This is a genomic window from Acidipropionibacterium virtanenii, from assembly GCF_003325455.1.
Lineage (GTDB): Bacteria > Actinomycetota > Actinomycetes > Propionibacteriales > Propionibacteriaceae > Acidipropionibacterium > Acidipropionibacterium virtanenii.
The window spans coordinates 323,105-341,942 of sequence record NZ_CP025198.1 but is presented as its reverse complement, the minus strand read 5'-3'; the positions used below and the strand labels follow the sequence as shown (position 1 = coordinate 341,942).

The 18,838-nt window shown below is 68.3% G+C and carries 20 protein-coding genes; 6 read left to right on the top strand and 14 right to left on the bottom strand.

The features are described 5' to 3' along the window. Window positions 1-15: 15 nt before the first annotated feature. On the top strand, window positions 16-1,116 hold the full coding sequence (locus JS278_RS01530; RefSeq protein ID WP_114046044.1) for an NADH:flavin oxidoreductase/NADH oxidase: 1,101 nt from the start codon (window positions 16-18) through the stop codon (window positions 1,114-1,116). 209 nt (window positions 1,117-1,325) lie between these two features. After that, window positions 1,326-2,102: a siderophore-interacting protein gene (locus JS278_RS01525; RefSeq protein ID WP_114043656.1), complete on the top strand. Its 777-nt coding sequence runs from the start codon at window positions 1,326-1,328 to the stop codon at window positions 2,100-2,102. 95 nt (window positions 2,103-2,197) lie between these two features. On the opposite strand, the gene JS278_RS01520 is transcribed toward JS278_RS01525, so the two are convergent. From JS278_RS01520 to JS278_RS01470, 11 genes are all read right to left on the bottom strand, one after another. Beyond that, complete coding sequence (locus JS278_RS01520) at window positions 2,198-3,067, bottom strand: undecaprenyl-diphosphate phosphatase (RefSeq protein WP_114043655.1); 870 nt, start codon at window positions 3,065-3,067, stop codon at window positions 2,198-2,200. 106 nt (window positions 3,068-3,173) lie between these two features. Then, window positions 3,174-3,779, bottom strand: coding sequence for a 2'-5' RNA ligase family protein (locus JS278_RS01515; RefSeq protein ID WP_147243121.1), 606 nt, complete (start codon window positions 3,777-3,779; stop codon window positions 3,174-3,176). Between the two features lie 44 nt (window positions 3,780-3,823). After that, the gene (gene rplI / locus JS278_RS01510; protein ID WP_114043653.1) at window positions 3,824-4,270 is read right to left on the bottom strand and encodes a 50S ribosomal protein L9; all 447 of its coding nucleotides are present in this window, start codon (window positions 4,268-4,270) and stop codon (window positions 3,824-3,826) included. A 15-nt stretch (window positions 4,271-4,285) separates the two neighbouring features. Further along, window positions 4,286-4,525: a 30S ribosomal protein S18 gene (gene rpsR / locus JS278_RS01505; protein ID WP_114043652.1), complete on the bottom strand. Its 240-nt coding sequence runs from the start codon at window positions 4,523-4,525 to the stop codon at window positions 4,286-4,288. A 207-nt stretch (window positions 4,526-4,732) separates the two neighbouring features. Beyond that, on the bottom strand, window positions 4,733-5,371 hold the full coding sequence (locus JS278_RS01500) for a single-stranded DNA-binding protein (protein WP_114043651.1): 639 nt from the start codon (window positions 5,369-5,371) through the stop codon (window positions 4,733-4,735). Between the two features lie 153 nt (window positions 5,372-5,524). Then, complete coding sequence (gene rpsF / locus JS278_RS01495) at window positions 5,525-5,815, bottom strand: 30S ribosomal protein S6 (RefSeq protein ID WP_114043650.1); 291 nt, start codon at window positions 5,813-5,815, stop codon at window positions 5,525-5,527. A 245-nt stretch (window positions 5,816-6,060) separates the two neighbouring features. After that, a complete protein-coding gene (locus JS278_RS01490; RefSeq protein ID WP_245935164.1) occupies window positions 6,061-7,410 on the bottom strand; it encodes a Dyp-type peroxidase in 1,350 nt (449 codons plus the stop codon). Between the two features lie 23 nt (window positions 7,411-7,433). Beyond that, a complete protein-coding gene (gene efeO, locus JS278_RS01485; protein WP_114043648.1) occupies window positions 7,434-8,774 on the bottom strand; it encodes an iron uptake system protein EfeO in 1,341 nt (446 codons plus the stop codon). Window positions 8,775-8,899: 125 nt separating this feature from the next. Next, window positions 8,900-9,829: an iron uptake transporter permease EfeU gene (gene efeU / locus JS278_RS01480; protein WP_114043647.1), complete on the bottom strand. Its 930-nt coding sequence runs from the start codon at window positions 9,827-9,829 to the stop codon at window positions 8,900-8,902. Between the two features lie 170 nt (window positions 9,830-9,999). Next, entirely contained in the window at window positions 10,000-11,496 is a 1,497-nt protein-coding gene (locus JS278_RS01475) for an ATP-binding cassette domain-containing protein (protein WP_114043646.1), read from the bottom strand. Continuing rightward, complete coding sequence (locus JS278_RS01470) at window positions 11,493-11,924, bottom strand: hypothetical protein (protein WP_114043645.1); 432 nt, start codon at window positions 11,922-11,924, stop codon at window positions 11,493-11,495. Before JS278_RS01470 ends, JS278_RS01475 begins: the two co-directional genes overlap by 4 nt. Before the next feature lie 527 nt (window positions 11,925-12,451). Between JS278_RS01470 and JS278_RS01465 the strand changes: the two genes are divergently transcribed. Together JS278_RS01465 and JS278_RS01460 are read left to right on the top strand one after the other, a co-directional pair. Then, window positions 12,452-12,811 (top strand): roadblock/LC7 domain-containing protein, encoded by a 360-nt coding sequence (locus JS278_RS01465; RefSeq protein WP_245935163.1) that lies wholly within the window; start codon window positions 12,452-12,454, stop codon window positions 12,809-12,811. 11 nt (window positions 12,812-12,822) lie between these two features. Beyond that, a complete protein-coding gene (locus JS278_RS01460; protein ID WP_181833794.1) occupies window positions 12,823-13,410 on the top strand; it encodes a protoglobin domain-containing protein in 588 nt (195 codons plus the stop codon). A 96-nt stretch (window positions 13,411-13,506) separates the two neighbouring features. Here JS278_RS01460 and JS278_RS01455 read toward each other — a convergent pair whose 3' ends face one another. From JS278_RS01455 to JS278_RS01445, 3 genes are all read right to left on the bottom strand, one after another. Further along, the gene (locus tag JS278_RS01455; RefSeq protein WP_114043642.1) at window positions 13,507-13,890 is read right to left on the bottom strand and encodes a rhodanese-like domain-containing protein; all 384 of its coding nucleotides are present in this window, start codon (window positions 13,888-13,890) and stop codon (window positions 13,507-13,509) included. Window positions 13,891-13,979: 89 nt separating this feature from the next. Then, window positions 13,980-15,926 (bottom strand): AMP-dependent synthetase/ligase, encoded by a 1,947-nt coding sequence (locus JS278_RS01450; RefSeq protein WP_114043641.1) that lies wholly within the window; start codon window positions 15,924-15,926, stop codon window positions 13,980-13,982. A 120-nt stretch (window positions 15,927-16,046) separates the two neighbouring features. Further along, complete coding sequence (locus tag JS278_RS01445; RefSeq protein WP_114043640.1) at window positions 16,047-16,850, bottom strand: deoxyribonuclease IV; 804 nt, start codon at window positions 16,848-16,850, stop codon at window positions 16,047-16,049. A gap of 181 nt (window positions 16,851-17,031) precedes the next feature. Here JS278_RS01445 and JS278_RS01440 point away from each other — a divergent pair, with 181 nt between their 5' ends. Together JS278_RS01440 and JS278_RS01435 are read left to right on the top strand one after the other, a co-directional pair. Further along, a complete protein-coding gene (locus tag JS278_RS01440; RefSeq protein WP_114043639.1) occupies window positions 17,032-17,865 on the top strand; it encodes an SDR family NAD(P)-dependent oxidoreductase in 834 nt (277 codons plus the stop codon). A gap of 2 nt (window positions 17,866-17,867) precedes the next feature. Further along, a complete protein-coding gene (locus JS278_RS01435) occupies window positions 17,868-18,836 on the top strand; it encodes a lysophospholipid acyltransferase family protein (protein ID WP_114043638.1) in 969 nt (322 codons plus the stop codon). Window positions 18,837-18,838: the final 2 nt, after the last annotated feature.

Genomic DNA, 18,838 nt, shown 5'->3' with positions numbered 1-18,838 from the left:
GGTGGGATGGGATACATGACGCGTCCCGCACTTTTCGAACCGATCGCCCTTCGCGGCCTCACCCTCCCCAACCGGGCCTGGGTGCCGCCGATGTGCCAGTACTCCGTCGACGCCCAGGACGGCGTTCCGGTGCAGTGGCAGCTGATCCATCTGGGATCGCTGGCCATCGGCGGGTTCGGACTCATCGTGGCGGAGGCCACGGCCGTCAACCCCGAGGGACGCATCAGCCCCTTCGACACCGGCCTGTGGAACGGAAAGCAGGTCGACGCCTGGCGCACCATCACCGACGCCGTCCACGCCCTGGGCGGGAAGATCGCCGTGCAGCTCGGCCATGCCGGACGCAAGGCCAGCACCAACCGCTGGTGGCCCGGCCACGCCACCCGCGTCATCCCGGAGTCCGAGGGCGGCTGGCAGGCCGTCGGCCCCACCACCGAGCCCGGTGACGGCAAGGAGTTCGCCGGCGAGACGGTCCACGCCCTCACCGATGCCGAGATCCACGGCGTCATCGACGATTTCGCCGCCGCCGCGTCCCGGGCCGTCGACGCCGGATTCGACGCCGTGGAGATCCACTCCGCCCACGGCTACCTGCTGCATCAGTTCTACTCGCCGATCTCCAACACCCGCACCGACGGCTGGGGCGGCAGCTTCGACAACCGGCTGAGGCTCCCGGTGGAGGTGGCGACGGCCGTGCGGGGAGCGATCCCCGACGGGATGCCGCTGATGGCCCGGCTCTCGGTGACCGACTGGCGCGACGACGGCTGGCAGGTGGACGACTCCATCGCACTCACCAGGCGCTTCAAGGACGTCGGGGTCGACCTGCTCGACGCCTCCTCGGGCGGCAACTCCAGCGCGCGCATTCCGATCGGCCCCGGCTACCAGGCCGAGCTCGCCGCCCGGGTGCGCGAGGGGGCCGACATCCCGGTCTCCACGGTCGGGATGATCTGGGAGCCCGCACTGGCCGAGAGGCTCGTCTCCGAGCACCAGACCGACGCCGTCATGATCGGCCGGGGCGCCCTGCGTGACACCAACTGGCCGCTGCGCGCCGCCCACGAGCTCGGGCTGCCGAATGACGAGGCGCCCTGGCAGCCGCAGCGCGCCCGTGCCATGTGGCGGTAGCGGGTTCAGCCGCGCCCCAGTTGTCCCCAGCCTGTGGACAACTCCTGTGGACAACTGGGCCCCGGGTGTGAATAACACTCTGCGATCCACCGGAACCCGTAGTCATTGACCTGTGGCATCGGTGGATGAAGAGTTCCTCACCGTCCACCGGTCGGTCCGAGCAGTATTTGTGTAACGAGCCCCTTGCGCAATTCGACTACTCTGACCCCATGCCGAAGCCGCTGCACCGTGCCCGCGTCACCGCCGTCTTCCACGACATCCCGGGCGTCACGTCGATCGATTTCGCCCCGGGCCTGGCGCCCCGCAGCCACGTCGACGACCACGTCAAGATCCTCCTGCCACCACCGGGCGCCCCGTACCGCAGTCCGGTACCGATCCCGGCGCCCGGCAGCCCTGCACCGCTGCTGCGCACCTACACCCGGCGCCGGTACGACCCGGCCACCGGGGCCTGGGGGATCGACGTCCTGGACCTGGGCCACGGAGGCCCTGGGAGCGCCTGGGCCGGCTCGGTGCGGCCGGGCGACGAGGTGACCGTGCGCGGCCCCGGCGGCCACTGGCAGATGCCCGAGCATCCCGGCACCGTATGGATGGTGGGTGACGCCGTCGCCATGCCCGCGATCTCCAACGCCCTGGAGGCCCTTCCGGCGGGCTCGCGCGCCGTCGTCCTGCTGGAGGGCGGGGGTCGCTCCTACCCGCTGCCGGAGCGACCGGAAGCACGGATCGTCGACATCCCCGTCACCTCGGGCGGCTCGGCCCTGGTGGACGCCGTGCGGCGTCTGAGGACGCCGGATCAGCCGTGGTGGGCCTTCGCCCACGGCCAGGCCGAGATGATCCGGCCGCTGCGGCGCCACCTGAGGATCGAGCGCGGCCTGGCCCGGGAGCGTCTGCTCCTGTCGGCCTACTGGATCGCCGGACGGGACGCCGAGGGCTGGAGGGTCATGAAGCCCGAGTTCAACCGCGCCATGGAGGCCGAATCAGGAGACTGAGCTGTCAACAGGACGACCCCCCTGCGCTCGCCAGGGTTCGCTGATCCCCCGAACAGGTCGGGTCGGCTACCGCGCCCGGAAAGCGGAGTGACGTTCTAGACGGCGACCAGACCGGTGAGCGCCAGGACGAGGATGATCACGCCGAGGGCGATCCGGTACCAGATGAAGCTGGTGAACTTGTTCGAAGACACGAACTTCAGCAGCCAGGCGATGGAGAAGTAGGCCACCACCAGAGACACCAGCAGGGCGATGATCGTCGGTCCCCAGCCGATCACGGCGGTCCCGCCGTTGGTGAGGATCGGGCCGGCGGCGGTGATGTCGGAGGCGGATCCGATCGCCTCGTAGACGCCTGCGGCCACCAGAGCCGGGATGCCCATGAAGAAGGACAGCCGGGTCGCGGTCTCGCGGTCGAAGCCCCGGAACAGACCGGCCGAGATGGTGGCCCCGGAGCGGGAGATGCCCGGGAACAGCGGCGACAGCGCCTGGAAGCAGCCGATGACCAGGGAGTCGGTGAGGGTGACGTCGCGCATGCCCCGGGTGAGGCCCTCGCGCCGGTCGGCGAACATCATCACGAAGCTCCACACGATCAGCGCCCCGGCGACCACCCAGATGGAGCTGAGCGGCCCGCGGATGAAGTCGCCCAGGACCAGACCCACGACGGCCACCGGGATCGACCCGATGATGATCCCCCAGCCGAGCGTGTAGTCGGGGTCCTCACGGGCGTCCTTGTCCAGCAGCCCCTTGAACCAGGCGCCGACGATGCGGACGATGTCTCCCCAGAAGAAGATGATCGCGGCGATGATCGCCCCGATCTGGATCACCGCCGTGAAGGCCGTGATGCCCGCGCCCTGGGTCTTGAAACCCATCAGGTTCTCGACGATCCTCAGGTGACCGGTGCTCGACACCGGAAGATACTCAGTGATGCCCTCGACGATGCCGAGGATGACGGCCTGCCACCAGTTCACGAAGGACGACCCTTTCTGTTGACTCTCTTGACGACGCGCACCGATCCGGGCGTACCGGCCTCAGCCTAGAGGGTCCGCGCAACAACTGGCACCTGCGGCTCCTGCCTCAGAACCGGGCCAGCATCTCCAGCTCGTCGGTGCCGACGGTCCACACGGAGATCCCGCAGAATGCGATCTCCACCGGAACATGGCCCGCCAGCAGCGTCCTGGCGAAGGTTGTCAATGCGTCCGGCACCTGGAACCCGACTGTGACGTGGGGCCGCCACAGGGGCGGGCCGTAATAGTTGAAGGTCGTGACGCCGGCACCCGCCAGACGCTCGTGGAGCTCCAGGTGCCCGGCCCTCAGCGGGCCTGCGGCCGTCTCGACGGGTCGCAGCGCGACCGCCCCGGAGGAGTCCTGCAGCAGCCCGGCCCGGTCCAGGGTCAAGCGCCGTGGAAGAGTCAGTTCGGGCACCACGTCCGCGACGCCGTCCATGGCGTCGACGCAGCACAGCGTGATGTGGAACGGGTGCTCCAGCACCGGAATCCCGGCCCGACGCAATTCCTGGCGGGCGGCGTCCAGCCTGAGCTGTGAAGCGTCATCCAGAACCAGCGCCAGAGAGTGGGTGAAGACGATGTCCGACTGCCACTCGGGCGGATCGGGCACGAGAGGTTCAGATGCGGAGGGCAGCGAGAAGGGGTCGCGCCCGACGGGCGCGACCCCTTCTCTCATGACGCCTTGCCTCTTGTGGTGCCTTGGCAGACGGTCGGGGCCGATCAGACCGCGAAGGTCTCCACAGCCACATGGCCCTTGACGGACTCGTGCAGCTTCACACCGACGGTGTGGGTGCCGAGGGTCTTGATGGGCTTGCTGATCTCGATGGACCGCTTGTCGAGGGCCGGACCGCCGGCCTTCTTGACGGCCAGCACGATGTCGCCGGGGGTGACGGCGCCGAAGAGCCGACCGGACTCGCCGGCCTGCACCTGGATCTGGACCTTGAAGTCCTCGAGCTGCGAACGGACCACCTCGGCCTGCTCGCGGGTCTGGATCTCCTTGGTGGCACGGGCCCGCTTGATCTGATCGATCTGGGCCTCGGCCCCACGGGACCATTTGATGGCGAAGTGCTGCGGCAGCAGGTAGTTGCGGCCGTAGCCGTCCTTGACCTCGACGATGTCGCCGGGGACGCCGAGCTTCTCGACGGGTGCGGTGAGAATGAGCTTCATGTCAATCCTCCTGACTCAGCGCGCGGTCGAGGCGTAGGGCAGCAGGGCCAGCTCGCGCGCGTTCTTGATCGCGATGGCGATCTTGCGCTGATCCTGGACCGACAGCCCGGTGACGCGGCGGGCGCGGATCTTGCCCCGCTCCGAGATGAACTTGCGCAGCAGGGCGGTGTCCTTGTAGTTGACCTCGCCGATGTGCACCGTCTTGACGGGGACGATCTTCTTCTTGTTCACAGACTTGCGCTGTGGACCGGCCATTGTGGTGCTCTCCTTGTCTACGGGATCACTCCCGTGAAAGCCCGGCTCTCGCCGGAATGTGCCTGTCCGTGTCCCCGGGACGCCGACCGATCAGCCGGCATCCGCGAGGGCGGAACCTGACGTTGGATGTGAGGGATCGAGGTCCTGATCAGGCCTGAGCCGATCAGGTGACACCGATCAGAACCGTGTTGATCTGAACTGTGTTGATCAGAAGGGCGGCTCGTCGCTCTGGGCCTGGGCCCACGGGTCGACGCCGCCTCCTCGGTTGTCCGATCCCTGGTTGTAGGACCCCTGGTTGTTGCCGGAGGGCGCGTTGTTCCAGCCGCCGGAGTTGCCCGACTGGGGCTGCTGCGACCAACCGCCGCCTCCGCCCTGGTTGAACCCGCCGGAGTTGCCGCCGGAAGGGTTCCCGCCGCCGGAGTTGCCGCCGGAAGGATTCCCACCGCCGGAGTTGCCGCCCGACCAGCCGCCACCGCCGCCACCGGGGGTGCGGGTGACCTTGGCCGAGGCGAACCTCAGTGCGGGCCCGACCTCGAGCACGTCCAGCTCGTGGACCACGCGATGGTTGCCGTCGCGGTCGTCGTAGGACCGGGCGCGCAGGTTGCCCTGAACGATGACCCGGGTGCCCTTCGAGAGGGACTCGGCCACGTTCTCGGCGTAGTTGCGCCACACCGAGCAGTTGAGGAACAACGCCTCACCGTCACGCCATTCGTTCGACTGGCGATCGAATGTGCGCGGTGTGGATGCCACCGTGAAGTTGGCCACGGGCACCCCGTTGGGGGTGAATCGCAGTTCAGGATCGGCTGTGAGATTGCCGATCACGGTGATGGTTGTTTCGCCTGCCATGTGACTCTCCGAATCGGATCGGGTACGACGTCGTCAGTTCAAGACTGCCAGCCTCCACCGACGGTTCTCACCGCGGGTCGGTACTGGCCCCCTTCGGACATCGCGTCCCTCCATCTGCTGGAGGGGTCCTGATGTGATCGTGTGCCCGGATCCTCAGTGGATCGCGGGACGCATGACCTTGGTCCGCAGGATGTTCTCGTCGATGGCGAAGAGCCGATCGACCTCCTGAACGGTCGCAGGGGTGCAGGTGACGTCCAGGACGACGTAGATCGCCTCGGACTTCTTCTGGATCTCGTAGGCCAGGCGACGCTTGCCCCACACATCGACGTTGTCGACGGTGCCCTTCTCGTCGGTGACAACCTTCAGGTAACGCTCCATGAGGGAATCGACCTGACGCTCGTCGACAGAAGGATCAATGAGGATCATGACCTCGTACTTGCGCATACGCTGACTCCACCTCCTCTGGTCTCAGCGGCCACGGGTCGTTCCCGTGGCAGGAGGGCGAATGCCCGTCGGGGGACAGGACCGCCCGACGCGGCCGCCCCGGAAGGACGGCCAGCGGGAAACTCTACGCCAGTGGCCCACCGATCACCAAGATGGCGGGCCCGGCGTGCGCATATCACTCGCTGGAGCCCGGTTTCGGACACAATTGTGTCGGATCGGGCTCTCCAGCTAGCAGAATGCGCGCGCTACTCCACCACGCCCTTGAAGAGGCGCTCCGCGACCCCCGGATCCGCCGCTCCGATCCCCGGCGGGACGGCGAACAGCGCCGAGGCCTGATGCTGGAGGTACTCGGTGAGAGCGTCGGACCGCGTCATCCGCGACAGGATCGGGTAGAAGTTCGTCCGCGGATCGCGCACGAAGGCGACGAAGAAGAGTCCCGCGTTGATCCGCCCCAGGGAGTCGATCCCGTTGGTGTAGTTGTAGCCGCGCCGCAGCATCCGGCGCCCCTTGTTCTGCTCGGGGGAGACCACCGCGATGTGGGAGTCGCCGGGTACCAGGGTGTCTCCCCCGGACCTGACGGCGTAGTCGGGGGTGGTGAACTCCTGGCTCGCCGACGTCGGTGCGGCCACTGACAGGGGCGCGCCGTACATCTTGTCGCGGCCCATCGTGTCCTCCTGCTCCCCCAGCCGCAGGCGGTCCCAGACCTCCATGAACATCCGGATCCGCCGGGCCATGTAGTAGGTGCCCCCGGCCAACCAGTCGCCCTGGTCGTCATCGGCCTGCACCCACAGGTGCTCATTCAGCTGGGCGGTGGGGTCCTCGGCCTTGATGTTGTTGGTGCCGTCCTTGAATCCGAAGAGATTGCGCGGGGTCTGCTGGTCCTTCGACGTCGAGGAGGTGCGCCCGTAGCCGACCTGGGACCAGCGCATCACGGCCTTGCCGAAGGCGATCCGGGTGAGGTTGTGGATGGCGTGCATGGCGACCTGGTTGTCGTCGGCGCAGCACTGGATGAGCAGGTCGCCGTCGGAGTCGCCGGACTGGAGGGTCTCGTTGGCGAACTTCGGCATCCCCTGGTCGAGGATCTTCGGCATCCTCGACTTCAGCCCGAAGCGGTCACGACCCTTGGCGTCGACGAAGAGCCCCCGGCCCACCCCGAAGGTGATAGTGAGCCCGGATGCGGGGTACCCCCAGGCCTCGCCGGTGTCGATCGGGGCGGCCTGCTTGTCGGCCAGCGGCTGGCCGCCGACCAGCTCGCCGGCCATCATCTGCTCGGCGGCGACCGACCAGTCGCGCAGCAGTTTGCGGACCAGACGGACGTCGATGTCCCGCAGGTCGTACGCGGCGCTGAACATCGAGTCCTGGGCGGGGGTGAGGATGCCGCTCTGATGGGCTCCGCGGAAGGGATACGTCGTGACGGTGGGGTGCGTCGACGACGCCGCGTCCTCGCGCTCCAGATGCCGGGCCAGGGCGTAGCCGCCCAGCCCGAAGGCCGCGGCGGCCCCGCCCGTGGAGGCCAGCATCGCGCGCCGGGAGACCTGGGCAGGTCCCTTCTCATGGCTCTGCGGGGGCTCGATCCGCTCGTCCTTGTCGCTCATCAGGTCACGCATTCGCTCAGTGGTCAGTGCAGGATCTTTCCCGGCACCTTCGAGAGCGCCTCGGAGGAGACGTTCACCTCGTCGGAGAACTCCCGCTGGGCCTTGGTGTAGGCCGAGTCCTTGGGGGCCTCGCCGGCGTCCTTCTGAACGGCCGCGATGGTGGAGTAGTCGACGTACTTCACGTTGCCCATCGAGTCCTTGCCGTTCTGGTACTTCTTCAGCAGGGCCTCCAGGTCCTTGAAGGACTGCATCACCTCGGCGTCCAGATCGGGATCGGCCTTCTTCACCAGGGCCTGCACGTTGCCGTAGGCCACCTGGGCGCCTTCGAGGTTGGCCTTGAAGTCGGGCAGGTCGGTGTGGGAGAAGGTCTCCTCCTCACCGACGATCTTGGAGGTGGCGACCTCCTCGAGCAGGCTGGAGGCGCCGGTGACGACGTCGGTCAGCTTCAGCGAGAACTTGCCGGAGGCGCCGTTGATCTTGCCGTAGACGAGGTTGTACAGGCTCTGGGTGTCCTTGTCGAGCTGATCGGCGGCGGCCTTCCGGTCGGCGGCCGAGGCGAACTTGAAGGCCGATCCGTCGGCGGTGAACAGATCCGCCTCGATCCGGTGCCAGCCGGTCCACGACTTGAGCACCGAGGGGTCGGTCACCTTCTTGCCGGCGTCGGCGGCGACGTCCTGGACGCGCAGATCCAGGGCGGCGTCCAGATCTCCGGCCTCCTTGATGCCGAAGGCCTCGGCGGTGGGCTCGATGCGCTCGTAGTGGCCGCGGGCCACCGGGTAGAGCTCCTTGGCCTTCGCGGTGTCGCCGGATGTGTAGGCCTTGGTGAAGGCAGCCGTCTGGGTGAGCAGCTGGCCTACCTGATCGCGCACGTAGGCGGTGTAGTTGGTGATCGCCTTCTGCTCGAGCTCCTTGGTGTCGGCCGAGACCGTGGCCCCCGAGCCGGCGGTGACGGTGAGCTTCTGCACTCCCTTGAGCGCCCCGACCATGTTGGGTTTGCAGGCCGTGTAGTAGGTGCCCTTCTCCAGCGCGGTGGTGAGGGTGGTGGTAACCCCTGGACCGACATTCTCCTTCTCGGCGACGATCTGGAGCTTGTTCTCGGTGAGGATCTCGAACTCGTTGGCGGTCGAGCCGTTGTTGACGATGGTGACGCTCACCTGACCACCGGGCAGGGTGGTGGTCGACATCGAGCAGGTGTCCCCGGCCCCGGTGATGGTGAAGGTCGGCTTGCCGGAGGATGCGGATCCGGCGGCGGAGGCGTCGTCGGTGTTGTCGGTGCAGCCGGCGGCGGCCAGCAGGGCGGCCAGCGCGAGGGCGCTCGCCGCGGATCGGCGGAGTCGATGGTTGCCGGCAGGTGAGCTGGGCATGTCTTCCTCAGGGGTGTCGTGCGTGCATGACGCGGGGTGGCGCTCCGGTTGCGCCGGGGCGGGTTCGGGATGGGACCGGAGGGGACGGCGTCGTCAGACGGTGTCGGTATCGGGATCGGCCGGAATCAGGTGGTGGCGGTCGCCGCCCCGCGTTCGGCGGAGGGCTGGGATTCCACCACGGCGGCAGGTTTCCTGGCGTCCCGGGGGCCGGCGGCGCGGCCGGGGAGCCTCCCATTGACCTGGGCGATGAACAGGGCCAGCACCGGGATCAGGTAGACCCACCAGGCGATGGTCTGGAGCACGGTCGGGGCCGGGTTGACCTGGAACATCGCGACCAGCACGACGTAGAGCCAGTAGATCGGTGACGTCGAGGCCGGCAGCGCGGCCGAGTAGTCCCAGGCGTGGGTCATGATGCCGGGCAGGAGGCCGGCCTCCTGGAGATCGCCGACGCCGTAGGAGACGATTCCGGCGGCGACCAGGATGAGGAATCCGCCGGTGAGGGCGAAGAAGCGGTGCATATTGATGCGCACCGCGCCGCGGTAGACCGCCCATCCCAGGACGACGGCGAGAGCCAGGCCCGCGACGACGCCGGCCGTGGTCGCGACGGTGCTGGTGCGCATCGAGGACTTGACGGTGGCCCAGATGAACAGCGCCGTCTCCACTCCTTCACGGCCGACCGCGAGGATGGCGATCCACACGACTCCCCAGCCGGATCCGTGATTCCGGAGGGACTTCGTGAGATCGGACTCGATGTCGTGCTTGAGTTCGCGCGAGTTCTTGCCCATCCAGAAGATCATCCAGGTGACCATGGCCACCGCGACCAGGGAGAGGCCGCCGCCGAGGATCTCCTGGGCCTGGAAGGTGAGCGTCTTCGGGCCCCAGGTGAGGATCGCGCCGACGCCCAGCGGAATGAGTGCGGCCAGGCCGACGCCGAACCAGAGCCTGCTCATGAGGTCGCGGCGTCCGGCCTTGACCAGGTAGGCGGCGATGATGCCGACCACCAGGGATGCCTCGAAGCCCTCGCGCAGGGCGATGAGCAGGTTGGCGACGAACATGGGCCCTCCATTCGCTGGAACGATTCCAGCTCCTTAGGCGAGCCTTACCTAATCATCCTTGGCGGTGGGCGGTCAACCCCGGCGTCCACATCCTGACGGCGCTCCCTGCGTGGCGCCCCTCATACCCCTTGTCCTGTCCCCGGACTGCCCTGTTTCTCGACGCCGTCGGCTCAGCGCGGGCTTCCCGGCAGGACCGCCGACGCGGTCGGCAACTTCGGATCGGGGCGCTCTCCCCGGGAGACCTGCTCAAGATCGGTCACCGCGATCTGCTCCGGCAGCCAGACCGCGCCGAGGCTGTGGTCCTGCATGACGAGGATCCGGTCACTGAAGGTGCGAAGCTCGGCCTCGTTCGAGGAGACCAGGATGACGGCCACACCCCGGCCGGTCACCTCGCCCAGCAGGCCGAGGAACCGTTCGCGGGTCTTCATGTCCAGGGCACGCGTCGGTTCGATGAGAATCAGCACCCGCGCATCCTGGGAGGCCAGCTCCAGAAGCCGCTTCCACCGCATCTGCCCGCCCGAACCCGATCGCTGCCCCAGCAGCTTCTTCATGGAGTCGTCGGCCTCGCGCATGGCGTCGAGCATCGTCAGGGTGTCGGAGAACTCGGCGTCGTAGGTCTCGTCGTCGGCATCGCTGAGCATCAGCAGATTGCGCGCCAGATAGGCCTCCGCCGATTTCTCCGGCAACCCCGACAGGACGCCGATCCGCAGCCTGCTCGCATCCCGGGGGGAGTCGATGGTCACCCGCACCCCGTTGAGCTCGATGCGGCGGGCCTCCCGCGGCTGCTCACCGGTCAGGGCCTGGACGAGTTCGGAGACCCCGGAGCTCCGGGCGCCGGCGACGCCCAGCACCTCGCCGGCGCGCAGATCGAAGGACACCCGGTCTGCGCCCTCCAGGCCGCAGTCCAGGCCGCGCACGCTCAGCGCGATGTCGTCGACGGCGTGGCTCGTCGTCCGGTCGAGGCTCACCTGGCCGTCGAACAGGGACTCCATGAGCTGCTCGGGGGTGGCCGTCGCGGCGCTGACCACCTCGGATATCCGGCCGTCGCGGAGCACCGCCACCCGGTCGCACAGCGAGATCGCCTCGGGGATGTCATGGGTGATGTAGATGACCCCGCGACCGTCCACCGCCGTCCTGCGGATCGAGTAGCGCAGATCCTCCATCTCCCGGGCGTTGAGGTTGCTGCCGACCTCATCCAGGACCATGACGTCATGCGGGTCGGCGAGCATCCGCACGGCCTCCAGCAGCCGCTGGTCGGCATCGCCGAGATCCCCCACGCGCTCGGCGGGGTCGAGCGCGATGCCCGCCTCCACGAGCACCCTGCGGGCCGCGGCGGCCATCGCCCGCTCGTCCATCCGGCCCTGCGGATCCGCATCGCGGTAGATGGCGCGAGCGACGGTGAGGTCGGGATCCAGGGAGAGGTTCTGCTCGACGATGGAGACCCGTTCCGGACGCCATGGCCCGCCGGGCATCTCGATCCGGCCCTCATCGGCCTCGAGCCTGCCCGACAGGATCGAGGCGAGGGTGGACTTGCCGACGCCGTTGGGCCCCAGCAGCGCCAGGATCTCCCCAGGACGCACCTCGAGATCGATGCCCGCCAGCACCTGCAGGTCGTCGAAGCTCTTGGTCAGGCCACGGATCGTCAGCACTGCCTCGACCTGGCTCATCGCGATTCCTTCCCCTCATCCGCCCGGCGGCGGTCCCGCAGTGTCACGGCCCGGCGCAGGTGCTCAACCTCGTTCGACTGGCTCTCGAGTTCATCGCGGGCGTGATCCAGGGCATCGGCAAGTCCGACGTTCTCGGCCTGCAGCGCCTCGATCCTGGCCTCCAGCCCGGGCACGGTGGCGTCCCACGCCCTCACCGCCCCGGTCTCGAGTCTCGAGATCTCGCGGTCCCTGGCGGCCAGCGCCCTCTCGAGTTCGCCGATCCGCGCGACGAGAATGTCGGGAGCGGCGTCCGCCCCAGGAGCCGAATCCGTCAGCTCGCCGACAGCGGGGACGACCCTGCGGTACACGGTCCAGCCGATCAGCGCTCCCGGCACGACGGCGACCAGCGCCGCCCGGAACACCCGGCCGCGCGAGTGCGGTGCATCCATCCTCGATCTCCTCCGTTCACCACGTCATATCCATAGCAATTTCCGTTGGTTTCAGCGATGAACTCAGCGGCGATAATATCCTCAACGACAGGCGAGGCCCGTTCAAGCAGGCCGAATACGCCGACAGCAAATATACCTCACAGATCCCTGCTCGTCAGCTTCTGCGTAACAGGATAAGCTAGCGAACCGTCAAACGATTGTCAACATGACGGTGCCAGGCCGGCCGTCACGACGTCGTGACCCCATCGTGCATGCCAGTAGCGCATCGCGAACGTATCGTGTCTCACCGGGAGGATGCCCTCCCGATCGCCGAAGTTGACGCCCGACCACCAGCGGTGGCGCACCTCCTGCTGTACGCTGTCCGCATACAGTGCCTCTTTTTTATCTCGCGAGCGTGCCGGAGGGCCCGCTCCCTGACATGATTCTCTGCGTCGCAGATATACACATGTTGAGCCGCTCGGCTCGCAGTCATTCTATGAAAGGCAGGACCCGGCATGTCGGTGAATACCCATCAGAGCAGCAAATCCATGGAGCTTTCGCAGGTCCTTGCGCAGATGCGCCGGGGCATCCCGGAGCTGCACGGGACGATGATCGCATCGGTCGACGGCCTGGCGGTGGCCCACGACTTCCCCGAGGCCGATGCCGAGCGGGTGGCCGCGATGGCGGCGACCGCCCTCGGCCTGGGCAAGCGCATCACCGAGCGCACCGAGCTTGGCGGTCTCGCCGAGGCCGTGATCCGTGGTGACAACGGATACCTTGTGGTGTACTCGGCCGGTGACGACGCGGTCCTGGTGCTCCAGGGCCCGGTCGACTCGAACCTGGGCCTGATGAGGATCGAGGCCAGGGCCGCCGCCGTCGAGATCAAGCAGATTCTCGGGCGGGCCTGAGTATGGACACCATGCACGCGATCGCGCAGGCCGCGGTCGACCAGACGCCCCCCAACTGTCGCGTCAGCGCCGAGCAGGCGGCGGTCATCGCCCGTCACGCCGACATCCTCGAGAGCCTCGGCCCCGGGATCGTGGACGCCTTCTACGAGACCTTGTACGCCCACGAGCCCACGGCCGCGGTGTTCAAGGACGGCGAGCGGCCGATGCGCGAGGAGTCGCTGCACAACTGGTGGCGGCGCACCGTCCGTGGCCCCATCGACGACCAGTACTGGTCCTGGATGGCGATGGTGGGCCTCATCCACGTCATCCGACGGGTCACCAACCCCATGATGCTGGCGATGGCTCAGTTCGTGGCCGACTACCTCGACGAGCACTCCGATCGACTCGAACTGGATTTCGACGAGGAGCAGCGCGTCGTCGAGGCGTTCCGGCGGGTGGCGGCGATGACGGGATCGGTCATCACCTGGGGTTACGACCACGCCGTCAGCTCCTCCCTCTTCGAGGTCGCGGGTATGCCCGAGGCCCTGCTGGCGAGGCTGCGCGACGAGGAGGTCAAGTCGGCCCTCGTCTCTGCCCGCAAGGAGGTCACCCGCAACTGACCGGGAGTGACCGGACACGGTCGCGGACCCGACCGACGACCGATGTGCCGCCCGGGGTGGCAGGAGCGAAGCGGCGCGGATAGGGACATCTGCGCTCTACTGATTGCGCGGCGGGCCCGGGATGAGGATCTCGCCGCCGTCGCGCCAGGTGCGCAGCCCACCGGTGACGAAATCGCATTCGTAGCCCTTGTCACGAATCGCCTGGACGAGGTGCCCGGAGCGGAACCCGGTGTCGCAGATGAGGACGAAGTGGGGGTCGGGTTCGGCCAGCGGATCGTCCCCGTAGACGGCGGTGAAGGGGTCCGCGGTCAGCTCCCGGGGCTCGACGAGCCGGGCCCCGGGAGCATGGCCGGCCTCGTACTCGCGGCGTGTGCGCACGTCGACGAGGACGCCGCCGTTCGCCAATGTCGTCAGCGCCGTCGGCAGGTCGATCCCCCCGCTCGGCATGCCCCGGTTGGTGAGGAAGTTCCGCAGTCCCATGGCGGAGATTCTAGAGGGTGGCCGACGCCGTGGCGCCGGGCGCGCGGCCTCTTCGCTCAGCGCTCAGAAGACAACGTCCACATCGTCGCTCATTCCTGCGGCGACTTGTGGTGATCGGTCTTCCGCAGCTTCGCCAGCTTCGCGTACATCTCGTCGATCACCTCGGTGAACCGCTTCTCCACCTCGCGGCGCTTCACCTTCAGGGTGGGCGTCAGCAGCCCGTTGTCCTGGGTGAAGTCCTCCCACAGCACCCGGAGATCGCGGATCTGCTCCTGATGAGGAAGTTTGGCAGTGAGATCGGCGACGTGCCGACGGATCTCCTCGGCCAGCTCAGGGCTGCGGAGCCCCTCGGGAACCGACAGGTTGATGTGGAGGCGCTCGGCGATCTCCTGGACGCGCGGCATCGAGGGCTTGACGAGCAGAGTGAGGCAGGGGCGGTTGTCTCCGAGGATGACGGCCTGCTCGAACAGCGGGTCGGCCAGCAGGAGCCCCTCGATGGGCTGGGGGGAGATGTTCTTGCCGTTGAGGGTGACGATGATGTCCTTCAGCCGGTCGGTGATGACGAGATATCCGTCCTCGTCGACGTGGCCGATGTCGCCGGTGTGCAGCCAGCCGTCCTCGATGGTCGTCGCCGTGGCCTCGGGGTTGTTCCAGTAGCCCTTCATGATGTTGGGCCCCTGATAGAGGATCTCCCCATCGGCGCCCGCCTTGATGCGCGATCCGACAAGGGGTTTCCCGGCGGTGCCGAATTTGTGGGCACCGGGCGAGTTGAAGCTCACCAGCGGGGAGGTCTCGGTGAGCCCGTACCCCTGGCAGATCAGCAGCCCGATCGAGGCGAAGAACTCCTCCACCTCCTTGCGCAGCGGCGCGCCCCCGGCCGCCAGCACGGTCTTGGGGCCGCCGACGGCGTCGCGCACCGCCCTGAGCACCAGCCGATCGGCGACGGCGTGGCGAAGTCTCAGCCCCAGTTCGGCTCGCCGGCCGGACTCCTTCGCCTGCCACCAGTGGCGGCCGACGTCCAGCGACCAGTCGAAGATCCGGATCTTGAGGCGGGAGTCGGAGACCTTCTCGCGAGCCACCGTCATCACCTGCTCGTACAGCTTGGGGACGGTCACGAAGAGGGTGGGTCTCACCTCGGCGAGCATGGTCGCCACCGTCTTGGGGTTGGTGACGTAGGTGTTGAGGCAGCCGTGGCTGATGAGCACCATCGTCCAGGCCCATTCCAGTGCGTGGGAGAGGGGCAGGAAGCACAGCGAGTGGTCCGAGGGCCTGATGGTGAAGAACTCGTCGAGGGCGTCGGGCTGGGACATCGCCGCCCGATGGGTGATCATCACTCCCTTGGGGGCGCCGGTGGTGCCGGAGGTGTAGATGAGGGAGGCGACGTCGTCGCCGGATGAGAGTGCCATCCGCTCGTCGACCAGGGCGTCGAGCCGCTGAGTCTCGTCGGCATCGCGGGGCGCCCGGACGAGCTCGGCGAGAGAGAGTACCGGGAGCGCCGCCCCAGGAAGGCCGGACTGGTCGGCGGCTTCGGGATCGATGACGACGACGGCGTCGAGGGTGGGCATCCGGCTGGCCGCCGAGAGCACCCGGTCGCGTTCGGAGGCCCCGGCCAGGCAGATGATCCGCACCCCGGCGTCGGTGACGATGTGGACCAGCTGGTCGGCGGTGCTGGTGGGATAGATCGGCACCGGGACGGCCCCGACGGTCATGATCGCCAGATCGAGCTCCACCCATTCGGGGCAGTTGTTGGCGAAGATCGCGATCCGGTCGCCGCGGGCGATGCCGTGCTCCACCAGGGCGCGGGCCAGGGCCTGGACGCGGCGTCCGGTCTCGGCGTAGGTGCGGATCATCCACTGCTGGTCCTCCCGGACCCGGGATGCGGGCCGGTAGGGGTAGGTGGCGACGGTGCGACGGAACATGTGAGCAAGATGCACGGCCGCCGGATCCTCCCCGGGCACAGGAGTCCCCAACAGCTCGGCGGCCGGGTCGGGGCGCAGCTCATTCTGGACGGCGGTGTGTGCAGCTGGGTTCGGCATGGCCCACTCCTCGATCGGGACCGAGCCGCGGCGAGCACCCAGGAATGGCGCGTCGCGGCACCGGTCAGAACCATCGTAGGGAGAACCGCCAAGCGGCCGCCCAGGCCGATCACTGTCGGATCAGCCCGCCAGGCGCTCCCGCAGCCAGCCGATGTCGGCGGCCTGGCCGGCGGCCTCCCCCGGGGTCTCGACGACCAGCGGGGCGCCGGCGTCGCGCACCACCGCGGCCAGTTCCTCCGGGGAGATCTTCCCCTTCCCGATGTTGGCGTGACGGTCGCGACCCGATCCGGCCGGTCCCTGGGAGTCGTTGACGTGGACCAGGTCGATCCGCCCGGTGATCGCCCTCACATCGGAGACGACTGTCGTCATGTCCAGACCGGCGGCGAAGGCGTGGCAGGTGTCGAGGCAGAAGCCGACATTCTCGGCCCCTGAGGCGGCTTGGATGGCCGTCCAGGTGCCCTGGATCCGCTCCAGCTCCCGGGCCATCGCATGCTTGCCGCCGGCGGTGTTCTCCAGCAGCAGCGGGACGGGCAGTTCGAGCCCGTCGACGGCCTTGCGCCAGTTGTCCTGACCCTGCTCGACGGGCTCTCCGTCGCGGACATGACCGCCGTGCACCACCACCCCGATCGCCCCGATCTCACCGGCCAGGGTGAGGGTCTGCTGGAGGAGCTTGCGGGAGGGAATACGGATCCGGTTGTTGAGGGAGGCGACGTTGATGACGTAGGCGGCGTGCACCACCACAGCGATCCCGGCCGAGCCGGCGGCCTCCTTCAGCCCGGCCGCGCCGCCGGGATGGTTGATGACGGGCTTGCGCCAGGATTGCGGATCGCCCACCATGATCTGCGCCGCATTCGCGCCGCGCTCGCCGGTCTGGGCGCTCAGGTCGGCCTCGTCCACGGTTGCCCCGATGATCTGCTCAGTCACGCCCCCGAGACTATCTGCGATCATCCACGGAACCGAGAGAACTGACGAACGTCCATGGCCGGGAAGACCGGTGATCTCGTCGAGGATCGCGGTTCATGGGAAGGGTCGCGGGGAGGACGCGTGCCCGCCCGCACCGCCCGCGGATCGGTCGAGACGCATCTGCTGCCGTACATTAGGGCTCATGTCATCCAGCATGGTCACCGGTGGCACTTCCGGCATCGGCCGGGAGTTCGTCACTCAACTCGCGGCGCGCGGGGACGACGTCATCATCGTCGCCCGCGACACCGACCGCATGGCGGCCATCAAGGCTGAGCTGGAGCCCCGCTACGGGGTGAGCGTCGAGACCATCCGGGCCGACCTCTCGGACCGCGCCGAGGTGGACGCGGTGGCCGCCCGGCTGGAGGACCCCTCCCGCCCGGTGGATCTGCTGGTCAACAACGCGGGATTCGGCCTCCACGCCAAGATCCTCGACGCCGGGACCCTGCCTCTCCAGGACCGTGCCTTCGACGTCATGTGCCGGGCGGTGCTGGTGCTCTCGGCGGCGGCCGGCCGCTCGATGCGTGCCCGCGGCGCCGGCGCGATCGTCAACATCTCCTCGGGATCGGCCTGGATCAACACCGGCAACTACTCGGCCATCAAGGCCTGGGTGCTCACCTTCACCGAGGGGCTGGCCAATGAGCTGCACGGCAGCGGGGTGAAGGCGATGGCCGTGTGCCCCGGATGGGTGCACACCGAGTTCCACGAGCGGGCCCACGTCACCGCCAGCAACCTCCCCGAGGCCGTGTGGACCGATCCGGAGACCGTGGTGCGCCAGACCTTGACCGATCTTGAGAAAGGCAAAGTGGTCTCGATCCCCAACCGCCTCTGGAAGGCGGCCATCTCGGTCGCGGGGGTCGCTCCCCGGTCGACGATGCGCTGGCTGTCGCGCAACCTGACCTCCAGCCGCGACAAGACCGATTTCCCGGACCGGCCGGAGCATGACCGGCAGCAGGACCGGCAAGGCGGTGATCGCTGATCATGGCGATCAAGCCGAAGATCAAGGATCGCGGGCGCTACACCAGCGACCTGTCCGCCATCACCCGGCAGGCGGCCAACATCCTCCTGCTCAAGCCGCTGGTGTGGCGTGTCACGAAGGTGACCGTCCACGGCACGGCGAACCTGGACGGCCTCGACGGCGCCTACGTCATCACCGCCAACCACTCCTCCCATCTGGACACCCCGCTGATCTTCGGATCGCTGCCCAAGAGGTTGAGCCGCTACCTGTCCACCGGTGCGGCCGCCGACTACTTCTTCACGGACTGGTGGAAGGCTCTGACGCCGGTGCTGTTCTTCAACGCCTTCCCCGTCGACCGCGGCGGGAAGGGTCGTTCCAAGAAGGGGGCTGCGGGCCGCTCCCACCGCGGGCTGGCGGGCTCCCTGCTCACCGACGGCGTCCCGCTGCTCATCTTCGCCGAGGGGACGCGGTCGCGCACCGGCGCGATGGGGCCCTTCAAGCCGGGGGCGGCGGCCCTGGCGATCTCCCGGGGGGTGCCGGTGATCCCGGTGGCCCTGGTGGGGGCCTTCGCCGCAATGCCCTCGAACCAGGACGAGGGCTTCCTGCCGAAGGGACGCCCCCCCGTCCACGTCGTCTACGGCCACCCGATGAGCCCGGCCCCCGGAGAGATCGCCCACGAGTTCTCCGAGCGCGTCCGCCGCCAGATCATGGAGCTTCACGATCAGACCGCACGGGCCTACGGACTGCCCACCCAGGCCGAGTACACCCGCACCCTCGCCCTCGACAAGGCCGCCAGGAAGGCCGAGGAGGCCGAGGCCACCAAGGCCGCCGCGGCGAAGGCGCTGGAGGCCGCCTCCCCCGATGCCCCCACCGAGCCGGACCCGACCGGCCCGGCCGCAGCCGGTCCCGACGGAGCTGATCAGACCGCCCCGGACACCGATGCCGGCTCCGGGCCCGCCCGACCAGAATCCCCGGAGCGCCGGGCGGGATGACC